Origin of the sequence: Streptosporangium amethystogenes (genome assembly GCF_000721075.1) — a bacterium.
Classification (GTDB): domain Bacteria; phylum Actinomycetota; class Actinomycetes; order Streptosporangiales; family Streptosporangiaceae; genus Streptosporangium; species Streptosporangium amethystogenes.
Map to the genome: position 1 here is coordinate 434,739 of NZ_JOEQ01000004.1, position 21,653 is coordinate 456,391.

Below are 21,653 nucleotides of genomic sequence, written 5' to 3' on the forward strand. Positions count from 1 at the left end.
CGAACCCGGCCGGCCCATGGCTCAGCGCCTTCGATCCGTCACCAGGCGGAGCTGCCGGGCGGAACCAAGATGATCCCCGCCGGAACCCCAGGCGTCGATCCGCTCGTCGAGCCAGCCGTCGGCACCCGCCTGATGCGTACGGGCGCGCAGGAGCACCCACGGTGACTCCGCCCGCGCGAGCCCGGCACCCGGCCGTACGGTGAACTCGACGGTGGGAATGGGCAGCATCTCCGGCAGGACCGCGGAGTAGGACGGCGCCAGCCCGTCCATCAGCAGGATCAGGCGATGCGCGTCCGGCGGCTCGGAGTCCTCCACCAGGCGGATCCAGGCGGTCAGCTCGGCCTCGGCCCCGCCCGAATACGGACGGTTCGGCCCCACCGCGCGGATCTCCATGGCCGTGGAGATGGCCACGAACTCGGGTGGGATCGTGAAGACCTCGCAGTCCTCCGGTCGCGGCGCCACCGGCGCGACCGGCGAGACGACCGGCCAGGAGGCGCGACCGGGAGACCCGAACGTCGCCGAGGCGTCGACATGGACACCCTGCTCCGTCGTCGCCCGGCCCGCGAGCGAGGAGAGCGTACGGCCGGAACGCACCGGCGAGACCTCGACGCGGAACTCCCGGTAGAGGGGGCGGTGGTAGCGCGCCGTACTACTCTGCAGCAGCGCGCCCGGCACCTGTTCCCCCATCGCCGCCGTCAGCAGCGCGAGCGTCAGGCCACCGTGCACCCCGCCGAAACCCCACAGCCGCTTTCCCGGATCGACGAGGTCGTCCACCGGTTTCCTGAGCAGGGCACCGACTTCCGCGGTCACGAGTTCTCCCCTCCCGAGCGACGACGTACACACAGGCAGGCGACGGCGGCCGCCGCCGTGGCCAGCAGTGTGAGGTACCAGCCGGCGTCGAACGCGTCGAGCGCCTCCGCCGTGCCACGGGGCACTCCCAGTGCGGCGACCAGCATCGCGACACCGAGCACCGTGCCGATCTGCCGCGCCATGGTCACCACTCCGGAACCTGTCGAGAAGCTCCGCGGCGGGAGCGCGGTGACGGCGGCGCCGATCAGCGTGGGCAGGGTCAGGCCGACCCCGACGCCGGTGAGCAGCATGCCCGGCAGCATCCCCTGGGCGTATCCGGCATCCGGCGTCAACCGCCAGGCCCACCAGCCGATACCACCGACGAGGTAGGCGCGCCTGGGCCCGGTACGGTCCGCGAGGTTCCCCGCGGGCACGAGCAGTGCGGCAAAGACCACCGCGTAGGCGTTGAGAACCCATGACAGCGACGACAGCGAGGCGTCAGCGAAGTGCTCGCCGATCCGGGGCAGCGCGACGTTGACGATGAAGACGTCCAGGTTGGACATCGCCACCCCTGCCGCGACGACGGCGAAGACCACACCGAGCCGGGGCCGGGCGGAGATACCAGGGGGTACGACGGTCCGGGTATCCGGTGAGATCACGACTCTCCAAGAGGGTTGGAGTTTCCAACTAACCCAACGCGAGAACCGTAACAGCAGTCAGTTTGAAAAAACAATCCTCTACTCACGGGCAGAGGCCGCCCGTCTCGGCCGCACCTTCGTCACGCATGATCCGCAACCTCGAACCCGGTGCCCGACACCGCCACGTCCAACGCTGCCGCTGAGTGAGACCCCATGGCAGGTAATCAGCGGTGGTCGGCCCCGGACTCCTATCTCCGGCCGGCGTGCGGGCCAGGACCCCGGAGTCATGTAGGGCCGGAGCGTTAGCTGTTGGCCAGGGTGCGGTCGAGGAGGGAGAGCAGGCGGTCCCAGTGGCGCTGTAGTGCGGAGGGGTTGAAGGCGTCGGTGTCGGACATGGTGAAGCCGTGGACGGTGCCGGGGTAGATCTCGGAGGTGTAGTCGACACCTGCGGCGTCCAGGGCCTGGTTGAGCTCGCTGAGGGCCTCGGGCGTGATGTCGGTTTCGGCGTGACCGAAGTGGACCTGGGCGGTGAGCTTGGAGAGGCTGTCGGGCCCGTCGGCGCCCACGGGGCCGTGGAATCCGGCGACGGCGGCCACCTGGCCGGGGTGGGCCGCGGCGGTGCGCATCGCCAGGAGGCCGCCTATGCAGTAGCCGGTCACCGCGACCGGTCCGGCGCTGACCTCGGGCTGGGTGGTGAGGAACCTGAGGTAGGCGTCGGCGTCGCTCAGGACACGTTCGGTGGTGTGCGCCTCGATCAAGGGCATCAGCTGGGCGAAGATCGCGGGCCGGACCTCTTCTCCGATGTGCTCGGGAAGTTCGATCACCGGTGCCGGGCCGTGCCGGTAGAAGATGTTGGGGACGAGCACGTAGTACCCGTGCCCGGCCAGTTCGCGGGCCATCTCCTGCAGCACGGGCCGGATATCGAAGCCGTCCGCGTACATCAGCACCCCTGGGTGCCGCTCGCCGTGGTCAGGGAAGGCGGCGAAAGCGTCGGCCTGGCCGCCCGTGGTGGGAATCTGCAGAGTCCTGGTGGGCATGACTTCTCCTGTCGTGGTTGATGGGTAGAGCCTGTGATCAACACGACGGAGGGGGAGCCCGCGCGGCAGCGCAAGATTCTCGATCGAACAGCGGGCCCACACCGGCCCGCACGGCGCTCAGAAGAGCACCGGGTCACCCATCCGTGTGTGGCGCGATGCCGTCCCGGTAGTCATAGCCGCATAGCCTAGCCTCGCCGGACAAAGCCGACGGCCGCCCCCCGGTCCCACAGTGCGATTCGCGAGAATGATCTCGGCCAACGCCTCGGATCCTGAACCCGGTCGACGCGCCGGCCTGACAGGAGTACCGATTTTTCGGCTGTACGGTCGCCAACAGGGCCAGACAACACTGCGGCGGCTCCGGCGAGACGGTGTGCGCTGACTCCCGGTATGAGAGAACGGATCGACATGGCGAACAACTCGGAGAACCTGCCGTTCCTGACCGGTGGACAGCTGGGCATGCTCCTGTCGTGGCCGGCGGCCGTGGAGGTGCTGAGGCGGGCCGTTCTCGCCAGGGAGTCGCAGGGGATCGGGAACGACGCGTTGCGGACCTCCTTCGCGACGCGCGCCGGGGAGATCCTGCTGATGCCCGCGGAGGCGGGCGATTTCGCCGGCGTGAAGCTGGTCTCGGTGAACGACGGCAGGTCCGGGCGTGACGTCCCGCGCATCCAGGGCCTGTACGTCCTGTTCGACTCCGCGACACTGACGCCGGTCGGACTCCTCGACGGCGTCGTCCTGACGCAGATCCGCACCGCGGCCATGTCGGCGCTGGCGGTCGATCACCTGGCCGTTCCCAAGGCCGAGCGACTCGTGGTCGTGGGCAGCGGCCGGCAGGCGTACGGCCACGTCCACTCCATCTCGGCGGTTCGGCCGATCCGCGAGGTCAGGGTCCTCGGCCGAACCGCCGGCGGCGTTGCCGAGCTGGTCCGGCGGCTGCGTGCCGAGAACGTACCCGCCGAGGTGGGGACCTCCGACGACCTGCGGCGCGCGGACATCGTCGCGTGCTGCACGACAGCGCGCACCCCGCTGTTCGACTCCGCGTCGCTCGCCGCCGACGCCACCGTCGTGGCCGTCGGCTCCCACCGTCCCGACGCGCGTGAGGTGGATACGCGGCTGGTCGCGACCGCGACGGTCGTGGTGGAGTCGATGACGTCCGCGATGGCCGAGGCGGGCGACATCCTGCTCGCGATCGCCGACGGCGTCCCCGAGCGCGACGCGATCGACGGAACCCTGGTGGAACTGGTGACGGGGCGGCTCGTCGCCGACCCGCTGGCACCCCGGCTGTTCAAGAGCGTCGGTGAGGCCTGGGCCGACCTCGCGATCGCCGCCGCGGCCTTTCGCGGCGGCGTCCCCGGCTGATCATCGCCGGTGACGTCGGCGACGGCGCGGAGTACCCGAACAGGCGACTCTCTATCGCGCGGCTCCGTCCCCGCCCCCGGCCGATCAGCTCCGGCGGATGGATTCCCCGCTGGACGAAGGTTCCCGCGTGTATTTCTCCGGGACCCGGCTGGATAGGCTTCGGCCAAGCCGTTCGCGAGCGGATCGGCCGCGGTCGGGTCGACAGCGATCCGGGAGGTCTCATGACATACGACGTGGCAGCCGTACGGGCGTGCTTCCCCGCCCTCGACGAGGGTGCGGCGCACTTCGACGGGCCGGGAGGCTCGCAGGTTCCCGAGCAGGTGGCGGACGCCGTGGCCGGCGTCCTGCGGGCCGCCGTCGCCAACCGCGGTGCCGGAACCGCCGCCGAGCGCCGGGCCGACCGCATCGTGGCCGAGGCACGCCAGGCGATGGCCGACCTGCTCGGCGGCACACCGACCGGCATCGTGTTCGGCCGGAGCATGACGCAGCTCACCTACGACATGGCCCGCACGCTCGCCAAGGGGTGGCGACCCGGTGACGAGGTGGTGGTCACCAGGCTGGACCACGACGCGAACATCCGGCCCTGGACGCAGACCGCCGAGGCACACGGGGTCACCGTCCGCTGGGCCGACTTCGATCCGGAGCGCGGTGAGCTGGACGTCACCGCGATCGCGGACCTGCTCACCGAGCGCACCCGGCTGGTGGCCGTCACCGCCGCGTCGAACCTGCTGGGCAGCCGGCCGGACATTCCGGCGATCGCCGAACGGGTGCATGCGGCCGGAGCGCTGCTCTACGTCGACGGCGTGCACCTGACGCCGCACAGCCCGGTCGACCTCCAAGGGCTCGGCGCCGACTTCTACGCCTGCTCGCCGTACAAGTTCCTCGGCCCGCACCTGGGTGTGCTCGCCGCCGCCCCCGCGCTGCTGGAGACCCTCCGCCCGGACAAGCTGCTCCCCTCCAGCGACGCGGTGCCGGAACGCTTCGAGCTGGGCACCCTCCCCTACGAGCTGCTCGCCGGTACGACGGCGGCGGTCGACTTCCTCGCCGGCCTCGTACCGGGTGCGGGCACCCGGCGCGAACGCCTGACCGCCTCGATGGCCGCGCTGGAGCGGCACGAGGAGACCATGCTCGGGCGGCTCGACACGGGTCTGGCCGAGATCGGCGGGGTGACCTCGTACGGCGCGGCCTCGCGCAGGCGGACCCCCACGACACTCTTCTCCATCGACCGCCTCAGGCCCGCCGACACCTACCTGTCCCTGGCAGAACGCGGCGTCAACGCGCCCGCCGGCCACTTCTACGCGCTGGAGTGCTCCCGCCACCTGGGCCTCGGCGAGGTCGGCGCCATCCGCGCCGGAATCGCGCCGTACACCAACGAGTCCGATGTGGACCGCCTGCTGAAGGGCATCCACGAGCTGGCCGGGTAAACCCCTACCTGGATGGACGAGCCATGAGCGAGGCTCTTCGCGCACCATTTATCGGGCAACGGCCTCGGAGGCCGATCGCCCCGGGTGTTTCGGGGAAGGATTTCAGCATGTCAGTTGAGTTGAACCACACCATCGTGGCGGCCCGTGACAAGCATGCGTCCGCCGAGTTCCTGGCCGCCGTCCTGGGGCTTGAGGTCGGGGCCCCCTACGGGCCCTTCATCCCCGTGGCGACCGGCAACGGCGTCACCCTGGACTTCGCCGACAGCCACGAGGAACAGATCACCACCCAGCACTACGCCTTCCTGGTCTCCGAGCAGGAGTTCGACGCCATCTTCGGACGGATCCAGCAGGCCGGCATCACCTACTATGCCGACCCCTTCCACCGGCAGGCCGGGCAGATCAACCACCACGACGGCGGCCGCGGCCTCTACTTCGAGGACCCGAACCGGCACAACCTGGAGATCATCACCCGCCCCTACGGCAGCGGCGGATGACACGGGGCACAGGCCCTGTTGCGAACGAGCAGAGACCGATCTCCCACCGCGAAACCGTACTTCGGCCCTGCGGGCGCCTCGGAGCTCACCCGTTCCTGCGCCCTGCGCTCCTTTCGAAAGCGACGCTTCAGCTACGGCGATTCGCGCCGAGCGATCTCGTACGGATCGCTTCAGCCGTACGGAGAACACCGGGCGGTCCGAAAGAGAGCGACTACGGTCCGCTCCCGTACGGCGAGGCCGAATGGCGCGGAGGTGGGTGGGTGTTCCAGGCGGCGTATAAAACCCCCCAACCACCGCGCCCGAGCAGGCCGAAGGCCTGAACCACCCGACAGCAACTGAGACGGCCGCCCGGAACACCCACCCACCGGAGCGCGCACCCCCGACCGGCCGACTCATCGCCCCCCCGCGCCCGGGGCGCGGGGCGCGGGGCGCGGCAAACTGAACGCGGGTGACACCGAGGGATCGACCAGATCCCTCGAATCAGAGCGGAGCCGCGCCGATCGGCGCACGTGGACGCGAGAGTCACCGGAGTCCGTTCTACGATGCGAGAAAAGCGGAACGCCGCCCCCCGCGCACCACGAGATGGCGCGTGCCGTTCCACCGAGACCGGGCACGCGGACCCTCGACAGCGGAGAGCAGGGGCAACGGTGCGTATTTCTGACGGCCCGCCGGAGAACGGCGGGAAACGGAGCGAGACCACCTCCTCCGCGCTCAGATCCACCGTTCTGCTGGGCTGGCTCCTCGGCCTCACCGTACTTCTCGTGGTGTCCGGCTACCTGAGCGACAGAGAGAGCCGGCTGGTCCCCTTCCTCATCATCCTGCCCGCCTTCGTCGCCGGGGTGGGGACGGTGCGGCAGACCTTCCTCACCGCCGGATGGGTCGTCCTCATCGTTACCGGCTCGGTGCTCTACCACCCGTTGCAGACGGCCGCCAACGTGTCAATGATCGTCTTCTCCATCGTGCTCGGCGGGTTGAGCGTCACGGGATGCCGGTGGCGGATCCGCAAGAACGAGGAGATCGCCCGGCTGCGCTCGGCGTCGGCCGCCCTGCAACGGCAGATCCTGCGCCCACTACCGTTGCTCACCGACCAGCTCCTGGTCGACGGGCTGTACGAGCCCGCGGAGGAGGACAGCATGGTCGGGGGCGACGTCTACGAGGTCGTGGCCTCGCCGTACGGCAGCCGGGTGCTCATCGCCGACGTCCAGGGCAAGGGTCTGCCCGCCATCGGCACCACCTTCGCGGTGCTGGGTGCCTTCCGGGAGGCCGCCTTCCGGGAGCCGGCTCTCCCCGCGGTGGTGGACGCCCTGGAGCACGCCGTGCTGCGACACAACACCTTCGCGAAGCAGACCGGCGAACCCGAACGCTTCGTCACCGCCCTCGTGCTGAACGTCGACAGCGGGTACAAGGCCCAGGCCGTCAACTGCGGCCATGTTCCGCTGTACATCCTGTACGGCGAGCGGACCGGCCCGGTTCTCTTCCGCGATCCTGGCGTCCCCCTGGGGCTGGGCTCCCTCACCTCGGAACCACGTGCCGTCGAATGGTTCGACTTCCCGCCCGGTGCGACCCTGCTGCTCTGCACGGACGGAGTCACCGAGGCCCGTGACCCGTCCGGCGTCTTCTACCCCCTGGAGGAGCGCCTGGCCCACTGGCATGACGCCTCCCCGGACCAGGTGATCAGAACCCTGCGCACCGAACTGCTTCGGCACACCCTGGGCAACCTCCGCGACGACATCGCCGTACTGGCCATCCGCCGGAACTCCCCTGTCCCCCACTGACCGCCTTCAGGTCGTGGACAGAGCGACCGTCGGGGACAGGCGGGCCGCGCGCATGGCCGGGTAGATGCCGGCGAGGGTGCCGATGACCAGGGTGGCGCCGACCGCGCCGCCGATCGCCCACGGGGGCACGAGCGGAGGCCAGTCACGGGACAGGGCATAGCCGACGGTGGCCAGGGTGCCCAGGGCGGCCCCGACGACGCCGCCCAGAACGGACAGCAGCAGGGACTCCACCAGGAACTGAACGCGGACCTGGCCACGGGTGGCGCCCAGGGAGCGGCGCAGGCCGATCTCCTTCCGGCGTTCCAGCACCGAGATCACCATGGTGTTCGCCACGCCGACCCCGCCCACCAGCAGGGCGACCGCGCCGAGACCGAGCAGCAAGTTGGTGAAGGCCCCGGCCGCGGCGGCCCTGGCGGCCAGCGCGTCGGAGGGCCTGCTGACGTTCACCTCCCCCGGGTTCTCCGGGTTCACCGTCCGAGGCAGCACGGAGCGTACGTCCGTCACCGCCTCCTCGGCGGACCGCTCGTAGATCGTGGTGGGATGCCCGTCGAAGTCCAGCAGCTTCACCGCGGCGGGGAACCCGATGAGCGCCGACCGTTCGATCTCGGGCGCGAGCGGCATCGGTTCCAGGATGCCGATGACCGTGAACCACCGGTTGCCCATCCACACCCGCACCCCGGTCCTGGTGATGCCCAGTCGCTCGGCGGATTTGGAACCCAGGACGACCACCGGTTGCCGTTCGGTGGCGGCGTTCAGCCAGGTGCCGCGCTGGACGGTGCCCTCCAGCGTACGGAGCAGTTCGACGGTGGCGGCCTGTATCGCGATGCCCCCGGTGACCGCTTCGGGAATGTAGCCGGTCCTTCGCACCGACGTCCTGACGAGTCCGGTGGCCGAGGCGGTGCTCACCGGGCCGATGCGCTTGACCATCGCGACCGACTCCCTCGGCAGCTTGGCGTCCTCCCCGAAGATCGTCTGGCCCGGCGCCGCGGTCAGCAGGTTGGTACCCAGCCGATCGAGCTGACGCAGCAACTCCTCCCGGGAGGAGGAGGAGATCCCGATCACCGCGATCATGGTGGCGATACCGATGGCGATGCCGAGCGCGGACAGGACCACCCTGGTCGGCCGGGTACGGAGCCCCGCCGCGCCGACCCGCAGCACGTCGGGGAGGCTGAGCCTGGCAGGCCTCACGTCAGTTCCTCCCCGTCACAAACCCCCGGCACATCGGGGAGACCGAACCTGATGGGCTTCACGTCAGCACCTCCCCGTCCCGGACCCGTACCTGCCGGGGGCACCGGTCGGCGATCTCGTTGTCGTGCGTGATGATCGCGATCGTGGTCCCGCCCTCGTGGAGCTCGCGCAGGATCTTGAGCACCTCGGCGCCCGAGGCGGAGTCGAGGTTTCCTGTCGGCTCGTCGGCCAGCAGCAGCGGCGGATCGCCGACGACGGCCCTGGCCACGGCCACCCGCTGCTGCTCACCGCCGGAGAGCTGGTGGGGCCGGTGGTCGAGCCGGTGCCCGAGGCCGACCCGCTCCAGGGCCGCCGCGGCCCGGGAGCGTCTGGCCCGCAGCGGCGTCCCGGTGTAGAGCAGTCCGTCGGCCACGTTGTCCAGGGCACTCACCCCCGGCGCCAGGTGGAACTGCTGGAAGACGAACCCGAGGTGGCGGGCGCGCAGCGCCGACAGCTCGCGGTCCGACAGGGTGGCGACGTCGTGGCCCGCGATCCGGACGGTCCCCGAGGTGGGCCGGTCCAGGGTCCCGATCATGTGGAGCATGGTGGACTTGCCCGAGCCCGACGGGCCGACGATGGCCAGCAGCTCGCCCTCCTCGACCAGCAGGTCCACCCCGCGCAGCGCCTGGACATGACCGTTGTAGCTCTTGGTCACCCCGCGTAGCTCGATGATGCTCATCCCTCCGGCACCCCGACCTTCATGCCCTCTCCGAGCCCGTCCCCGGTGATCTCGACCATGCCGCTGCCGAACGCCCCGACCTTCACCGGCGCCAGCCGGGTGCCGGAACCCTCGACGACCTCGACGCCGAACCCGCCCTCGCGCAGCGCGAGCAACGCCTCCACCGGTACGGCGAGCACGTTCTCACGCCGTTCGCTCACCAGCTCCACCTCGACGGGAGCCTGGTCCAGCCTGGTCTTCGGGTCCTTGGCGAGCGTGATCTCGACTTCGATGTACGTCCTCTCCGCCGCCTGCTTGGCCACCGTGCCCACGCCGGTGATCCTCCCCGCCGCCTTCGCGCCGTCGGGCAATTCCACGGTGACCTTCGCCCCCTTCTCGGCGAGCGTCTGGTCACCCGCGTCGAGGTCGAGCCGGACCAGCCGGTTCAGGTCGCTGACGGCGAGGACCTGCCGCCCGGGCGCGGTCCTGCCACCGACCACAACTTTCACGTCGATCACCTTGACCGCCGAAGGCAGGAACACCACCTGGGTGTCGTCCACCCGGCCGGTCTCGGTCAGTCCCCGATTGTCCTGCCACTTTCGCACCGCGAGGTGGGTGGCGTAGTCGAAGTGCTCGTCCACGGTGAGGTCCTCGCCGTAGCCCAGCGCCCTGAGGTTGCGTTCGAGCTGCTCGACGTCGGGTCCGTCGGAGACGCCCCGGCTCAGCGGCCGGTAGAGGGGCAGCCTGCCGTACATCAGGGTGACCGGCCGGCGATCGACCTTGAGCAGGGGGCGGCCCCGCCGCACCACAGCCCCGTCCTCCGGCACCCATGTCACCGTTCCGGCCGCGCCGGTGGTGAGATCGCGCCGGCCCGAGTAGGTGAGCGCGCCGGTCACGGTCTTGGTGTCCAGCAGGTCCTGCCTGGTGATCACCGCTGTGGCGGCGACCCGCTCCGTGGCGGGCGCGGCCGCTTCGGTGCCGCCGTCGGCCAGTACGGCCATCGCCGCCCCCGCGGTCACGACGGCCAGCAGAGCTGCTCCTGACAGGAGGGCTCCCTTTCTCACTGCCCGTCCCCCTGCATGGCGGGCTGGAACTCCTTGCAGGCCGCCTCGGCCGCCTTCAACTTCTGCTCGCCGCCGTCGGGCAGCTTGAGCCTGAGCTTGCCGTTGGGGTCCGGATCCTCCATCTCGATGCCCTGCTCGCGCATGCACTGCACGTACCTGACCATCTCGTCGCGCCGCTTCGGGTCGGCTGCCGCGTCCTTGCCACCGACCACGTCCTCCATGAAGTGCTGGCACTCCTTCATCGCCTTCTCCATCTTGGCCTCCTCCCCCTTCTGGGCCTGGATGCGGATCTTCCCGCTGCCGTCGGGGTCGGCCATCTCGACGCCGTTCTCGCGCATGCACTGGGCGAACCTCAGCTGCGCCTGCCCCTGATCCGCCGGGGCCGAAGCGGAAGCGGAAGCGGAAGCGGCGCCGTCTCCCCCACCGGCGACACCCGAAGTGGTCGGAACCGCACCGCACCCCGCCAGCAGCAGCGGTACGGCGAGCAGCACCAGTCGAGCTTTCACTGCGATCTCCCTTGGTCGGTTGAGGGCCAACTTCAACGGAGACGGTGTTAGACCCGGATAAGCGCTTACCCGGGTCTAACACCCGGTGCGTCACTCTCGTCATCATGCGAGTGCTGATCGTGGAGGACGAAGAGCAGCTGGCCGACGCCGTCGCGCGGGGCCTGCGGCTGCACGCGATGGCCGTGGACGTGGTCTACGACGGCCGGGAGGCGCTGGAGCGGGCCGGGTACGTCGACTACGACGTCGTCGTCCTGGACCGTGACCTGCCCGAGGTGCACGGCGACGACGTGTGCGACGAGCTCAGGCACCGGAGCCGCGTCATCATGCTGACCGCGGCGGGACAGGTCCACGACAGGGTCGACGGGCTGACCCTGGGCGCGGACGACTACCTGGTCAAGCCGTTCGCGTTCACCGAGTTGGTCGCCAGGATCAGGACGCTGGCCCGCCGCTCCCTCCGTGTCGCCCCGCCGGTCCTGGAGCGGGCCGGGATCAGGCTCGACCCCGCCCGCCGTGCGGTCACCAGGGACGGACGGCCGATCGGACTGAACCGCAAGGAGTTCGACCTGCTGCGGGAGCTGCTGGCCGCCGACGGTGACCTGGTCACCTCCACCGAGCTCCGCAGAAGGGTCTGGGACGAGTACGCCGAGGGCGGCACCGGCGTGTTGCGCGTCGCGATCACCTCGTTGCGCAAGAAGCTCGGCGCTCCCCCGGTGCTGCACAACGTGCCGGGGAAGGGGTACCGGCTGTGAGACTCGGCCTGCGCATGCGGCTCACCCTGCTGTACGGCGTGCTGTTCTTCGTGGCCGGGTCGACCCTGGTCTGGTTCACCTACCTGCTGACCGCCAAGGCGCTGGACCAGCAGTTCACCGTGGCCTACTCGAAGATAAGTGAGGCGGGAGCAGATCTGCCCTCCGAGAAGCCCATCGGGGGGGTGCTGATACGGGACGTGGGGCAGCGGGCGACCAGCGTCCTCGACGAGATGCTGCGCTCCTCGCTCCTGATCATGGTCCTCGTCGGGGTCGCCGCGACAGTGGTCGGCTACCTGATCGCCGACCGCGCGCTCCGTCCTCTCGACCGGGTCACCGAGACCGCGCAGCGGCTCTCCGAGGGCAACCTGCACGAGCGGATCGCGCTGCGCGGACGGCCCCGGGACGAGATCAAACGGCTGGCCGACACCTTCGACGCGATGCTCGACCGGCTGCACCGGGTGTTCGAGGCCCAGCGCCGGTTCATCGCCAACGCCTCGCACGAGCTGCGCACCCCGCTGGCGATCAACCGCACGGTCCTGGAGGTCTCGCTGGAGGAGCCCGAGGCGTCGCCGGACCTCAAGGCGCTGGCCCGCGCGCTGCTCGGTACCAATGCCCGCCACGAGCGGCTGATCGAAGGACTGCTCCTGCTGGCCCAGTCCGAGCAGGAACTCACCTCGCGCAGGCCCCTCGAACTCGACCAGGTGGTACGCGCCGCCCTCGACCAGCTCGACCCGGTGCCCCGCAACCGGCCCGTCACCATCCACCGGGACCTGAGCCCGGTGACCGTCGACGGCGATCCGCTCCTCCTTGAGCGCGCCGTCTGCAATCTGGTGGAGAACGCGATCAAGTACAACGTGCGGGACGGGCAGGTCTGGATCTCCTGCGACCGGGGCGGCCTGGTGGTGGAGAACACCGGGCAGCCGGTCCCGCCGTACGAGGTGGAGGATCTCTTCGAGCCCTTCAGGCGACTGCAGGGCGACCGCGTCCGCTCGGCGCGCGGCGCGGGGCTCGGGCTGTCGATAGTCCGCGCCATCGTGGACGCGCACGGCGGCACGGTCACCGCCACCTCACGCCCCGAGGGCGGCCTGCGCGTCGCGGTCGCGCTGCCCGCTCCCGCGAGCCCGGTAACCGATTCCGGCGGCACCCGGATCCCCGCCCGAGCCGGCTGACAGCGAATGCCGCAAAAGCCCCGGCCTCCGCGGCGGGGGTGCCCCCGCGTTCCTTTCGCAGGGGCAGCGCACCCCCGACCGGCTCCATCCCGAGGACTACTCCCCGGTCAGCCGACCCAGCCGTTCGGTGGCCTCGATGTACTCCTCCACCAGCCCGAACACCACGTCCTTGGTCGACCGTACCTGGTTCATGGTCCCGATGATCTGACCCGCCGGGAAGGTGGCCAGCTCGGCGGCGTCGGATCGGGCGATGCGGCGGAGCGCGTCGGAGATCAGCATGAACTGCAGCGGCATCGGCAGGGTACCGGGCGAGTCGGGCGCCTCCCAGGCGTCGGTCCACTCGTTCCTGAGCAGCCGGGCGGGCTTGCCCGTCCACGAGCGGGAGCGCACGGTGTCGCGTGAGGTGGCCTCCAGGATGCGCTGCTTGGCCATCGCGGGGGTGTCGGCCTCCTCGACGGCGAGCCAGATGGAACCAGTCCACACCCCCTCGGCTCCGAGCGCCATGCCCGCCGCCATCTGGCGGCCGTTGCCGATGCCTCCCGCGGCCAGTACCGGCACGTCCACCGCGTCCACCACCTGCGGGATGAGCACCATCGTGGAGATCTCCCCGGTGTGCCCGCCCGCCTCGGTGCCCTGCGCGACGACGATGTCCACGCCGACCTCGACCTGCTTGACCGCGTGCCTGGGGGTGGACGCCAGCGCCGCCACCTTCACGCCCTTGGCGTGCGCCAGCTCGACCACGTCGGCGGGCGGCGGGCCGAGGGCGTTGGCCAGCAGCGCGATCGGGTGCCGCAGCGCCACCTCGACCTGCGGCCTGGCGGTGGCGTCGGTCCAGCCGAGCAGGGCCCGGCCGGCCTCCTCTCCGGACAGCGGGCCGACGCCGTGCGAGGTCAGCAGGTTGTCGACGAACGCGCGGTGCCCCTCGGGGATCATCCCCTGGAGCCGTCCCAGCAGATCCTCGGGCGAGTCGACGCCCAGGTCGGCTCCCGCGTAGGAGGCGGGCATGACCACGTCGACGCCGTACGGCTTGCCGTCGACGTGGTCGTCGATCCACTTGAGCTCCATTTCGAGCTCTTCCGGGGTGAAGTAGAGCGCGCCGAGCACGCCCATCCCGCCGGCGCGACTGACCTCGACGACGACGTCCCGGCAGTGGCTGAAAGCGAATATCGGAAGTTCGATCCCGAGCATGTCTGTGACACGTGTCCGCATGCGCCCACGGTACGACTCGCCCCCAGCAAACTGCAACGTGTTCTAGTCTAGAATATTTCGTCGGTATTATCGGGAAACTAAAACATTGTTGGAAAACTACAACAAGAACCTGTTTCACCGAGGCATTCGGCGCCAGACCGCGCGCGGCAGCATGCGCATCACCGCGAAGAACACCCGCAGCCTGCCGGGAACCCAGACGACCTCGGCGTCGACGCGCAATCCGACGATCACCGCGTCGGCGACCTGGCCCGGAGTGGACGACATCGGCGCGGGAGACATCCCCTCGGTCATCCTGCCGATCACGAAACCAGGCCGGACCACCATCACCCGGGCACCCGACCCGTGCAGGGCGTCACCCAGCCCCTGCGCGAACCCGTCCAGGCCCGCCTTGGCCGAGCCGTACACGAAGTTGGCCCGGCGCACCCGCACCCCGGCCACCGAGGAGAGCACCACCAGCGTGCCGTGGCCCTGCTCGCGCAGCCGCCGCGCGGCGAAGAGCCCGGCGGAGACGTGCCCGCCGTAGTTGACCGCGACCGCCTCGGCGGCGGCCACCGGATCGGCGTCGTAGGTCCGCTGGCTGCCCAGCACACCGAAGGCGGGGATGACCACGTCCAGGTCACCGACCAGCTTCGCGGCGGCCTCGATCACCTCGCCGTGCGTCTCGGGCCGGGAGGCGTCGAAGTCCAGCAGGTGCACCTCGGCGGCCCCGATCACCGGGGGCGGCCCGGCTGTGGCGTCACGGGCGGCGAGCACGACCCGGCGGGCACCGTCGCGGACCAGCCGCTCGACGATCGCCAGCCCGATCTCGCTGCGCCCGCCCAGCAGCAGCACGGTGTCCACCGCGCCCAGAGCGTTCTTCATCGGCAGTCCTCCTCATCGGCGTCCCGGAACCGGAACGTGCCCGCCCAGACGCGAAACCGGCTCAAAGGGAGAGTCTCCTGGCCAGGTCCGAGCGGAACACCCCGGCCGGATCCACCTCGTCGCGGACCTTACGCCACTCCGCCAGCCGGGGATACATCGCGGCCATCGTCTCGGCCGACATCCGCGAGTCCTTGGCCAGGTAGATCCGCCCGCCCGCGCCGGCCACCCAGCCGTCGAACTCGCGCAGCAGCCCGGCCAGCCCTCGCCGGCCGGCGGGGATGTCCAGGGCGAGCGTCCAGCCGGGGGCCGGGAACGACAGCATCCCCGGCGTGCCGGGACCGAACCGCTTGAGCACCGTGAGAAAGGAGACCACCCCGAGAGCCGAGAGACGGGAGACGATCCGCCGCAGCGTCGCCTCCTCGCCGAACGGCACCAGGAACTGGTACTGGACGAAGCCGTGCGAGCCGTAGACCCGGTTCCAGCCGTCCACCGAGTCCAGCGGGTGGAAGAACGGCGCGAGTTTCTGGATGAGACCGGTGCCGGGGCGCGACCTCCGGTACCAGGCCTCGTTGAAGGCCCGCACGGTCACCTGGTTGAGCAGCCCGTTCGGCGCCCAGGCGGGGGCCTTCAGCAGGGAACCGGGAGCGAACGCCAGTGGGTCGGCGCCGCGTGGCAGCTCGTCGCGGGTCGCGTGCTCTCCCCTGGTGAGCACGCTGCGACCCATCCGGGCGCCCGTGGCGAGCAGGTCGATCCAGGCGACCGTGTAGCGGTAACGGTGATCGGTGGCCTCCATCGTCTCCAGCGTGTGGTCCAGGTCCCGGGTGCGCGTCACGTCCACCCGTACCCGGGAGGTCTCGATCGGCAGGCACTGGAACACCGCCTCGGTGATCACACCGGTGAGCCCCATCCCACCGACCGTGGCCCAGAACAACTCGTCGCCCGGGGTCAGCGTACGGCCGACGCCGTCGGCCGTGACGAGGGTGAGGGAGCGCAGGTGGGCGCCGAAGGAGGAGTCGGCGTGGTGGTTCTTGCCGTGCACGTCGGCCGCCACGGCCCCGCCGACCGTCACGTACCTGGTGCCCGGGGTGACCGGGACGAACCAGCCCAGGGGCACCAGGGCACCCATCAGATCGTGCAGGCTCAGCCCGCCGGCGGCGGTGACCAGGCCGGTCGTCTCGTCCAGGGACCACGAGGTCAGCGCGGTGCAGTCGAGGACCAGGCCGCCGGAGTTCTGCGCGGCGTCGCCGTAGGAACGGCCGAGTCCCCGGACCGCGACGCCCCGGCCCGGTGCCCGCCGTACCAGCTCGGCGACCTCCTCGGCGGAGCGGGGCCTGGCCAGACGCGCGGGGGTCGGCGCGGTACGACCCCAGCCGGTCAGGAAGGTCATCGAACCTCCTTGAGCGTGGAGAACTCGGGCTTCGGCCCCGGGGAGGAGGTCAAGGCAGGTAGATCCCGAAGGCGAGCGAGACGAGCAGGAGCGCGACGAACACCTGGGTGGGCCGGTCGCGCAGGGCGAGTTCCTCGGGCTCCTCCCCCACACCCCGGTCCACCAGCAGATTGTGCCGCAGCACGATGAGCAGGAAGGGCACGATGCTGATCCCGTAGAACGGGCCGGGATGGTCGTTGAGCGCCCACAGGCAGTAGGTGACGATCATGGCACCTGACGACATCATCCGGACGCCGGACAGGTAGCCGGGAGTGTAGGCGGCCAGAATGGCGCGGGTTGAGTTGCCGCCGCCGGCGGCACGCAGCTCGGCCTCCCGCTTGCCCGCCACGAGCTGGAGCGAGCCGAGCGAGATCACCACAAGGAACCAGCTCGTCACCGGCACGTCCACGGCGACCGCCCCGGCGAAGGCGCGGATCACGTGGCAGCCCGCGACCGCGACCAGGTCCACCACCACCTCGTGCTTGAGCCAGTAGGTGTAGGCGAAGGTCAGCGCCAGGTATCCGACGACCACGGCCGGCAGCCGCCAGTCACCCGACAGCGCGGCGAACACCGGGGCGAGCAGGACGAGCAGGGCTCCGGCGATCCAGGCGAGCCGTACCGAGACCAGACCCGCCGCGATGGGGCGGTGGCGCTTGCGCGGGTGGCGGCGGTCGGCCTCGACGTCGGCGGCGTCGTTGAGCAGGTAGGTGCCGCCGGCGGCCAGGCAGAACGCCACGAAGGCGATCAGCGCGCCGAGCAGGCCCTGGAAGGTCCCCAGTACGCCGGCCGCCGCCGGGGCCGCGAACACCAGGGCGTTCTTCAGCCACTGGCGCGGGCGGCAGGCCCGGATGAGGGCGACGGGCGAGAGGCGCCGGTTGCCCGGGAGGGCGTGCTCCGGCGCGCCGGGGGAGGTGGACTCCGGCGCGGCCAAAGTGGCCGCCGGCGGATTCGCCGACGGCCACGCGGCCATCGCTTTCTCGTTCACCGGATCCTGGCTCGCCAGGATCCGGTCGCCGGAGCTCACCGCATTCCGATCGTCAGCCCCGGCCGGTCCTGCGGACCAGGAGGAATCCGGTGACCAGCAGGGCGAGGCCCAGCAGCAGCAGGATCACCGGGATCGTCACCTTGAGCAGGGTGATCTGGCTCTTGCCCTCGGTGGCGTTGCGCACCAGCTCGTCGACGGTCTGCGGGGTCATCTTGGCCGTCGCCGCGAACGCGATGATGCTGTGGGCGCCGTCCTGGGTCCTCAGCACGTCGTTGCGCTGCTGCTCCTGCTTGACCGGTGAGCCGGTCACCGGCTCGATCCAGTAGGTGTTCTTGCCCTCGTAGAACCGGTCCACCTGGACGTCGCCGGTCACGTCCGTCACGCCCATGATCGAGGCGGGGACGGTGCGGGTCTCGGTCTTCGTCTCCGGGGCCACCTGCTCGAACTTGTACGCCGGCAGGCCGTTGACGTCCTCCTCGCCGACGAACGTGGCGTCGAAGGCCATGCCCGCGGTGGAGTTGAAGACCTTGTAGGTCTTCTTCTCGACGTCGAAGGGGAACTTGTAGATCTGGCCTTCAAGCTTGCTGGGCTTCTTGTCGATGTTCACCGCGCAGCAGTTGATGCCCTCGCCGGTGTACTTGTTGAAAGCACTGCGCCGCTCGCCGAGCGAGATACCCGGGTTACCGTTCGTCGCGTCGTTGACCGCGGTGAACTCGTCCCAGACGACCCGGTCGCCCTGGGACTGGGACACATCCCCACGGGTGGTGACGGTGATGGCGAGGTCACCGGTCATCACCTTGAGGTCCTTGGCGCTGAAGTACTGCGCCCCGGTGGCCTCCAGCTTACTGATCCCGTATTGGGCGGCCGGGGCCGCGATCAGGCTGCCGCCGATCTGGAAACGCACCAGCGGCGCGAGCACAATGAGGAACGCCCCGACGGCTAACAGGATTACTCCGACGACCCGACGCATCTACCCTCCTGGGGGATTACAGCATGGGGGGTTTGGGGGGAAATATGTGGATTGACAAGGCTACTGACCAGTATGTTAGGTGCAGGGAGTGATCGACGTCACCGGGGGATGCGGAAAAGTGACCGAAACAAGTTCTAGATCGGAACGGCTCTCTCCGCAGGCTCCATCCAAAATAGTCGGTCATCTGGACACTCTGGACGGCGTGCGTGCCGTCGCCTCGCTCGCGGTGCTCGTCTTCCACGTCGCGAGCGAGTCCGGCGTCGCGCTCCGCGAAGGCTTCACCGGCGCGCTGCTCTCCCGCGGCGACGTGGCGGTGCCGATCTTCTTCGCCCTCTCCGGGCTGCTGCTCTACCGCCCCTACGCGGCCGCGCTGCTGTGCCGGGCCCCCGCCGTCCACACCCGTACCTACCTGTGGAAGCGGGCGGTGCGCATCCTGCCCGCCTACTGGCTGGTGGTCATGGTGGCCATGTTCCTCTGGTCACGCGACCACACCTCCGACGCCTGGAGCTGGCTGACGCTGCTGACCCTCGGCCAGAACTACGTCACCGAGACCTGGTGGTTCGGCCTGGGGCCCAAGGGCCTGGCCCAGATGTGGAGTCTCTCGGTCGAGGTGGCCTTCTACGTCCTGCTCCCCCTGCTCGCCATGGGCCTGGCCGCCTTCGCCCGGCGCGGCGGGGCGGACGTACACCGGCGGGCCCAGCGGCTGCTGGTGGGCCTGGGCGCGCTGATCGCGCTCTCCTTCGCCTGGACGCTGCTGACCTACTACCCGGAGTACCGCCCCTTCCTGAACAGCTGGCCACCCCGGTCGATGATCTTCTTCGCCGTGGGAATGGCGCTGGCCGTGGTGCTGGCCTGGATACGCGCCACCCCGGACGCCGACTCCCCCGCCCGGCGTTTCGAACGGGCGGTGTGGGCCTCCCCCGGCTCGTGGTGGCTGGTCGCCGCCCTGGCGTACGCCGTCGCCGCCTCCCCCGTGACCGGAACCCGCTTCCTCGGCATCGACGGCGTCTGGTCGGGCCTGTTCGAGCTGACCCTCTACGCGATCGTGGCCCTGTGCCTGCTCGTCCCGGCCACGCTGCCACCGCCGGGCGACTCACCGGTGAAGGTGCTGCTCGCCAACCCGTTGATGGGCTTCCTCGGCCGCATCTCCTACGGCGTCTTCCTCTGGCAGTTCGTGGCCATCTACCTCTGGTACGGCTTCACCGAGCAGCAGCAGTTCTCCGGCAACTTCCTGGGCAACCTGGTGGCCGTCACCGTCATGACGCTCGCGATGGCCACCCTGACCCACCGGTTCGTGGAACAGCCCGCCCAGCGCCTCAACCGCCTCGTGCGCCCGCCCCTCCGCCCCGGACCGGCCGAGGGATCACCCCAAGGCTAGGAGGGCTGCTCGCCCTGGGGAACCGGGGCACCGAGGGCGACGCCGGTCATGCAGAGTGGGGCCGTCGGGTCGTTCATCACGATGTTCATGCCCTTGCTCACCCCGGTCACCGGGAAGTGGACGAGCCCACCCGAGGTCTCCTTCAGGCTGAGCACGATCCGTTCCTCACCGACCTCCACGGTCACCGAGACCGGCCGGTCGGAGATGTAGGCCAGTGCGCCCGCGGTGGCCTTTCCCCCGAAGGAGATCGCGTCGGGGAAGAACGCGGTGCCGTCCAGGGTCGGTATGCACCGCTCGCCCTCGCCCCGGGCGGCGAAGAAGCCGAAGACGCTCATCGGCACCAGCTTGCCGTCCTTGTTGAAGACCCGTGCGTCCTCGGACGGTTCCGGATGCGTCATCCGGACCCGTATGGCCGGGCGGGCCAGCGGAGCGAGCAGGTGGCTGCTGAGCCGCCGTTCACCGTTCACCGGCAGCACGATGTCGTCGGGGAGCGGGGTCGGATAGATCACCACGTTCTCCGGCGCCGCGGCGAGCTGTTCCCTGGCCGTTTCCAGGTAGGCCCGGACCCGGTCACCGGTGAGGGTGTCCCGGTAGGCCCCGATCGAGATCATCGACAGAATGAGGTAGGCGCCCGAGGTCAGTCCCGCGACCAGGGAGAGTGAGGACGGTGCGGGCAGCGCGCGCCGGTAGGCACCGCTCTCCCCCTCGACCGGCAGCAGGGCGAGCCCCAGACAGATCGCGAGGATCACGGTGGCGTCAGCGACGTAACGGGTCTCCAGGCCCACCAGTGACGTGTAGCTGCCCCGGGCGATCACCGTGGGGACGGCGTCGGCGAGCAGCAGGTAGCCGGCCAGGATGATCCAGGCCCGCAGTGCGCGGCGCCGGTAAAGGAGGGTGACCACCAGCAGGACCGCCAGGATCACCCAGGAGCCGAGGACGAGGGCGTCGGAGGGCTCGGCCAGACCGCCGACCGCGGTCGGCGACCAGTCGATCGGGCCACCGATCGCCCCGCTGGGAAACGTCCGGCCCAGCAGGAGCGAGAGCAGCTCGGTGGTCACGTCGGGATCGGGCATCGCCGCGCCCTCTCCTGGCGCGGTGCCCCTCCTGGCCAGGTAGAGGATCGTATAGGCGGCGAGCGCCATCAGGTGCGCCGACCAGAGCCGCCAGTGCCGCCGTACCTCGCCGAGTGCCGAGGTGATCCAGCCCTTCTCCCGCTCCCCCAGGAAGGCGGTGGTCAGGGCGAAGAGCAGGAAGGTGACGAAGACCCCCTTGGTGCTGAAGGCCATGCCGACCACGCACCACGCCAGCGCGTGCCGGCCGTACCGGCCGCCCTCGCCGCGGGCGAAGCGGACCTGGGCGGTCAGCGCGAGTACCAGGGCGAGCTGGAGCGGCACCGCGTTGATGGCGGCCGCCCACCAGCCGAACGCCGGAATCGTCAGCGGGGAGAACAGGAACAGGGCCAGCAGCGGCAGGATCGCCGGCCGGGTGCCGAACAGCATCCGCAGCAGCCGGAGCGCCAGCACGCTGAGCAGCGCCTGCGCGACGAACGTGACACCGGCCACCAGCAGCCAGTCGTAGGGCGCGACGCGCGAGAGCACCCAGGTCAGCGCGAGGGCGCCGGGCATGAAGTGGCCCTTGTGCACCCGGGTCACGAAGTCGAGGGTGAGGTCGCTCCGATAGGCGTCGCCGACGAAGAGCAGGTCGTCCTCGACGAAGTAGGAGTCGCGCAGGATCAGCAGCCGCAGCACCAGCGACACCACGATGAGCAGGGCGGCGCCGAGCAGCACCGGACTGCGGAGGTCCGCCAGCCAGCCGGGCAGCACGATCCGCAGCGCCGGTGGCTCCGGCCGCTCCTGCCGTTCTGTCTCCGTGGCCTCCACTGGCCCTCCCCTGCTGATCCCCGTGTTCCGGCGGAACACCCTACGACTGTGAAAAGTT

General features: G+C 70.3%; 20 protein-coding genes. 7 read left to right on the forward strand and 13 right to left on the reverse strand.

Features of this window, described 5'->3' with window-relative positions; translation table 11 throughout:
- Nucleotides 1-21: 21 nt before the first annotated feature.
- From IG98_RS0106740 to IG98_RS0106750, 3 genes are all read right to left on the reverse strand, one after another.
- On the reverse strand, nt 22-810 hold the full coding sequence (locus IG98_RS0106740; protein ID WP_211263888.1) for a thioesterase family protein: 789 nt from the start codon (nt 808-810) through the stop codon (nt 22-24).
- Nucleotides 807-1,448 carry an MFS transporter gene (locus tag IG98_RS0106745; protein ID WP_030907076.1) on the reverse strand — a complete coding sequence of 214 codons (642 nt, stop codon included), beginning with the start codon at nt 1,446-1,448 and terminating at the stop codon, nt 807-809. Before IG98_RS0106745 ends, IG98_RS0106740 begins: the two co-directional genes overlap by 4 nt.
- Nucleotides 1,449-1,729: 281 nt before the next feature.
- Complete coding sequence (locus tag IG98_RS0106750; RefSeq protein WP_030907079.1) at nt 1,730-2,464, reverse strand: dienelactone hydrolase family protein; 735 nt, start codon at nt 2,462-2,464, stop codon at nt 1,730-1,732.
- A 387-nt stretch (nt 2,465-2,851) separates the two neighbouring features.
- On the opposite strand from IG98_RS0106750, the gene IG98_RS0106755 reads away from it, so the two are divergent.
- The 4 genes from IG98_RS0106755 to IG98_RS0106770 all read left to right on the forward strand — a co-directional run bounded on the left by IG98_RS0106755 (nt 2,852) and on the right by IG98_RS0106770 (nt 7,513).
- Nucleotides 2,852-3,820, forward strand: a complete 969-nt coding sequence (locus IG98_RS0106755; protein ID WP_245651416.1) for an ornithine cyclodeaminase family protein — start codon at nt 2,852-2,854, stop codon at nt 3,818-3,820.
- 221 nt (nt 3,821-4,041) lie between these two features.
- Entirely contained in the window at nt 4,042-5,244 is a 1,203-nt protein-coding gene (locus IG98_RS0106760) for a cysteine desulfurase-like protein (RefSeq protein ID WP_030907085.1), read from the forward strand.
- Nucleotides 5,245-5,351: 107 nt separating this feature from the next.
- Nucleotides 5,352-5,738 (forward strand): VOC family protein, encoded by a 387-nt coding sequence (locus IG98_RS0106765; RefSeq protein WP_030907088.1) that lies wholly within the window; start codon nt 5,352-5,354, stop codon nt 5,736-5,738.
- Between the two features lie 647 nt (nt 5,739-6,385).
- Complete coding sequence (locus IG98_RS0106770) at nt 6,386-7,513, forward strand: PP2C family protein-serine/threonine phosphatase (RefSeq protein WP_030907091.1); 1,128 nt, start codon at nt 6,386-6,388, stop codon at nt 7,511-7,513.
- 6 nt (nt 7,514-7,519) lie between these two features.
- Here IG98_RS0106770 and IG98_RS0106775 read toward each other — a convergent pair whose 3' ends face one another.
- Genes IG98_RS0106775 through IG98_RS0106790 form a run of 4 tightly spaced genes read right to left on the reverse strand, consistent with a single transcriptional unit; the run spans nt 7,520 to nt 10,968 of the window.
- Nucleotides 7,520-8,701 (reverse strand): ABC transporter permease, encoded by a 1,182-nt coding sequence (locus IG98_RS0106775; RefSeq protein ID WP_030907094.1) that lies wholly within the window; start codon nt 8,699-8,701, stop codon nt 7,520-7,522.
- A gap of 58 nt (nt 8,702-8,759) precedes the next feature.
- Entirely contained in the window at nt 8,760-9,419 is a 660-nt protein-coding gene (locus IG98_RS0106780; protein ID WP_030907097.1) for an ABC transporter ATP-binding protein, read from the reverse strand.
- The gene (locus IG98_RS0106785) at nt 9,416-10,462 is read right to left on the reverse strand and encodes a peptidoglycan-binding protein (RefSeq protein ID WP_030907100.1); all 1,047 of its coding nucleotides are present in this window, start codon (nt 10,460-10,462) and stop codon (nt 9,416-9,418) included. The genes IG98_RS0106780 and IG98_RS0106785 overlap by 4 nt, the downstream gene beginning before the upstream one ends.
- Nucleotides 10,459-10,968, reverse strand: coding sequence for a hypothetical protein (locus tag IG98_RS0106790; protein ID WP_157594182.1), 510 nt, complete (start codon nt 10,966-10,968; stop codon nt 10,459-10,461). Before IG98_RS0106790 ends, IG98_RS0106785 begins: the two co-directional genes overlap by 4 nt.
- A 104-nt stretch (nt 10,969-11,072) precedes the next feature.
- On the opposite strand from IG98_RS0106790, the gene IG98_RS0106795 reads away from it, so the two are divergent.
- Complete coding sequence (locus IG98_RS0106795) at nt 11,073-11,717, forward strand: response regulator transcription factor (RefSeq protein ID WP_030907106.1); 645 nt, start codon at nt 11,073-11,075, stop codon at nt 11,715-11,717.
- Nucleotides 11,714-12,886, forward strand: a complete 1,173-nt coding sequence (locus tag IG98_RS0106800) for a sensor histidine kinase (protein WP_245651417.1) — start codon at nt 11,714-11,716, stop codon at nt 12,884-12,886. Before IG98_RS0106795 ends, IG98_RS0106800 begins: the two co-directional genes overlap by 4 nt.
- A gap of 96 nt (nt 12,887-12,982) precedes the next feature.
- On the opposite strand, the gene IG98_RS0106805 is transcribed toward IG98_RS0106800, so the two are convergent.
- The 5 genes from IG98_RS0106805 to pgfA all read right to left on the reverse strand — a co-directional run bounded on the left by IG98_RS0106805 (nt 12,983) and on the right by pgfA (nt 18,337).
- Nucleotides 12,983-14,095 (reverse strand): NAD(P)H-dependent flavin oxidoreductase, encoded by a 1,113-nt coding sequence (locus tag IG98_RS0106805; RefSeq protein WP_030907113.1) that lies wholly within the window; start codon nt 14,093-14,095, stop codon nt 12,983-12,985.
- Between the two features lie 114 nt (nt 14,096-14,209).
- Nucleotides 14,210-14,956 (reverse strand): decaprenylphospho-beta-D-erythro-pentofuranosid-2-ulose 2-reductase, encoded by a 747-nt coding sequence (gene dprE2, locus IG98_RS0106810; RefSeq protein WP_030907115.1) that lies wholly within the window; start codon nt 14,954-14,956, stop codon nt 14,210-14,212.
- A gap of 61 nt (nt 14,957-15,017) precedes the next feature.
- Nucleotides 15,018-16,343 carry a decaprenylphosphoryl-beta-D-ribose oxidase gene (gene dprE1 / locus IG98_RS0106815; protein WP_030907117.1) on the reverse strand — a complete coding sequence of 442 codons (1,326 nt, stop codon included), beginning with the start codon at nt 16,341-16,343 and terminating at the stop codon, nt 15,018-15,020.
- Between the two features lie 49 nt (nt 16,344-16,392).
- Nucleotides 16,393-17,367: a decaprenyl-phosphate phosphoribosyltransferase gene (locus IG98_RS0106820; protein WP_245651418.1), complete on the reverse strand. Its 975-nt coding sequence runs from the start codon at nt 17,365-17,367 to the stop codon at nt 16,393-16,395.
- Between the two features lie 52 nt (nt 17,368-17,419).
- Entirely contained in the window at nt 17,420-18,337 is a 918-nt protein-coding gene (gene pgfA, locus IG98_RS0106825; RefSeq protein WP_030907123.1) for a cell envelope lipid trafficking protein PgfA, read from the reverse strand.
- Between the two features lie 202 nt (nt 18,338-18,539).
- Here pgfA and IG98_RS0106830 point away from each other — a divergent pair, with 202 nt between their 5' ends.
- On the forward strand, nt 18,540-19,715 hold the full coding sequence (locus IG98_RS0106830; protein WP_051751697.1) for an acyltransferase family protein: 1,176 nt from the start codon (nt 18,540-18,542) through the stop codon (nt 19,713-19,715).
- Here IG98_RS0106830 and IG98_RS0106835 read toward each other — a convergent pair.
- Nucleotides 19,712-21,595 (reverse strand): hypothetical protein, encoded by a 1,884-nt coding sequence (locus IG98_RS0106835; protein ID WP_051751698.1) that lies wholly within the window; start codon nt 21,593-21,595, stop codon nt 19,712-19,714. The genes IG98_RS0106830 and IG98_RS0106835 overlap by 4 nt on opposite strands.
- Between the last annotated feature and the right edge of the window lie 58 nt (nt 21,596-21,653).

What these genes read in the sequence shown, in the direction of transcription:
- dprE2 (WP_030907115.1), bottom strand. Translation starts at nt 14,956, where the DNA reads ATGAAGAACGCTCTGGGCGCGGTGGACACCGTGCTGCTGCTGGGCGGG.
- IG98_RS0106805 (WP_030907113.1), bottom strand. Translation starts at nt 14,095, where the DNA reads ATGCGGACACGTGTCACAGACATGCTCGGGATCGAACTTCCGATATTC.
- IG98_RS0106780 (WP_030907097.1), bottom strand. Translation starts at nt 9,419, where the DNA reads ATGAGCATCATCGAGCTACGCGGGGTGACCAAGAGCTACAACGGTCAT.
- IG98_RS0106750 (WP_030907079.1), bottom strand. Translation starts at nt 2,464, where the DNA reads ATGCCCACCAGGACTCTGCAGATTCCCACCACGGGCGGCCAGGCCGAC.
- pgfA (WP_030907123.1), bottom strand. Translation starts at nt 18,337, where the DNA reads ATGCGTCGGGTCGTCGGAGTAATCCTGTTAGCCGTCGGGGCGTTCCTC.
- IG98_RS0106795 (WP_030907106.1), top strand. Translation starts at nt 11,073, where the DNA reads ATGCGAGTGCTGATCGTGGAGGACGAAGAGCAGCTGGCCGACGCCGTC.
- IG98_RS0106755 (WP_245651416.1), top strand. Translation starts at nt 2,852, where the DNA reads ATGAGAGAACGGATCGACATGGCGAACAACTCGGAGAACCTGCCGTTC.
- IG98_RS0106765 (WP_030907088.1), top strand. Translation starts at nt 5,352, where the DNA reads ATGTCAGTTGAGTTGAACCACACCATCGTGGCGGCCCGTGACAAGCAT.
- dprE1 (WP_030907117.1), bottom strand. Translation starts at nt 16,343, where the DNA reads ATGACCTTCCTGACCGGCTGGGGTCGTACCGCGCCGACCCCCGCGCGT.
- IG98_RS0106760 (WP_030907085.1), top strand. Translation starts at nt 4,042, where the DNA reads ATGACATACGACGTGGCAGCCGTACGGGCGTGCTTCCCCGCCCTCGAC.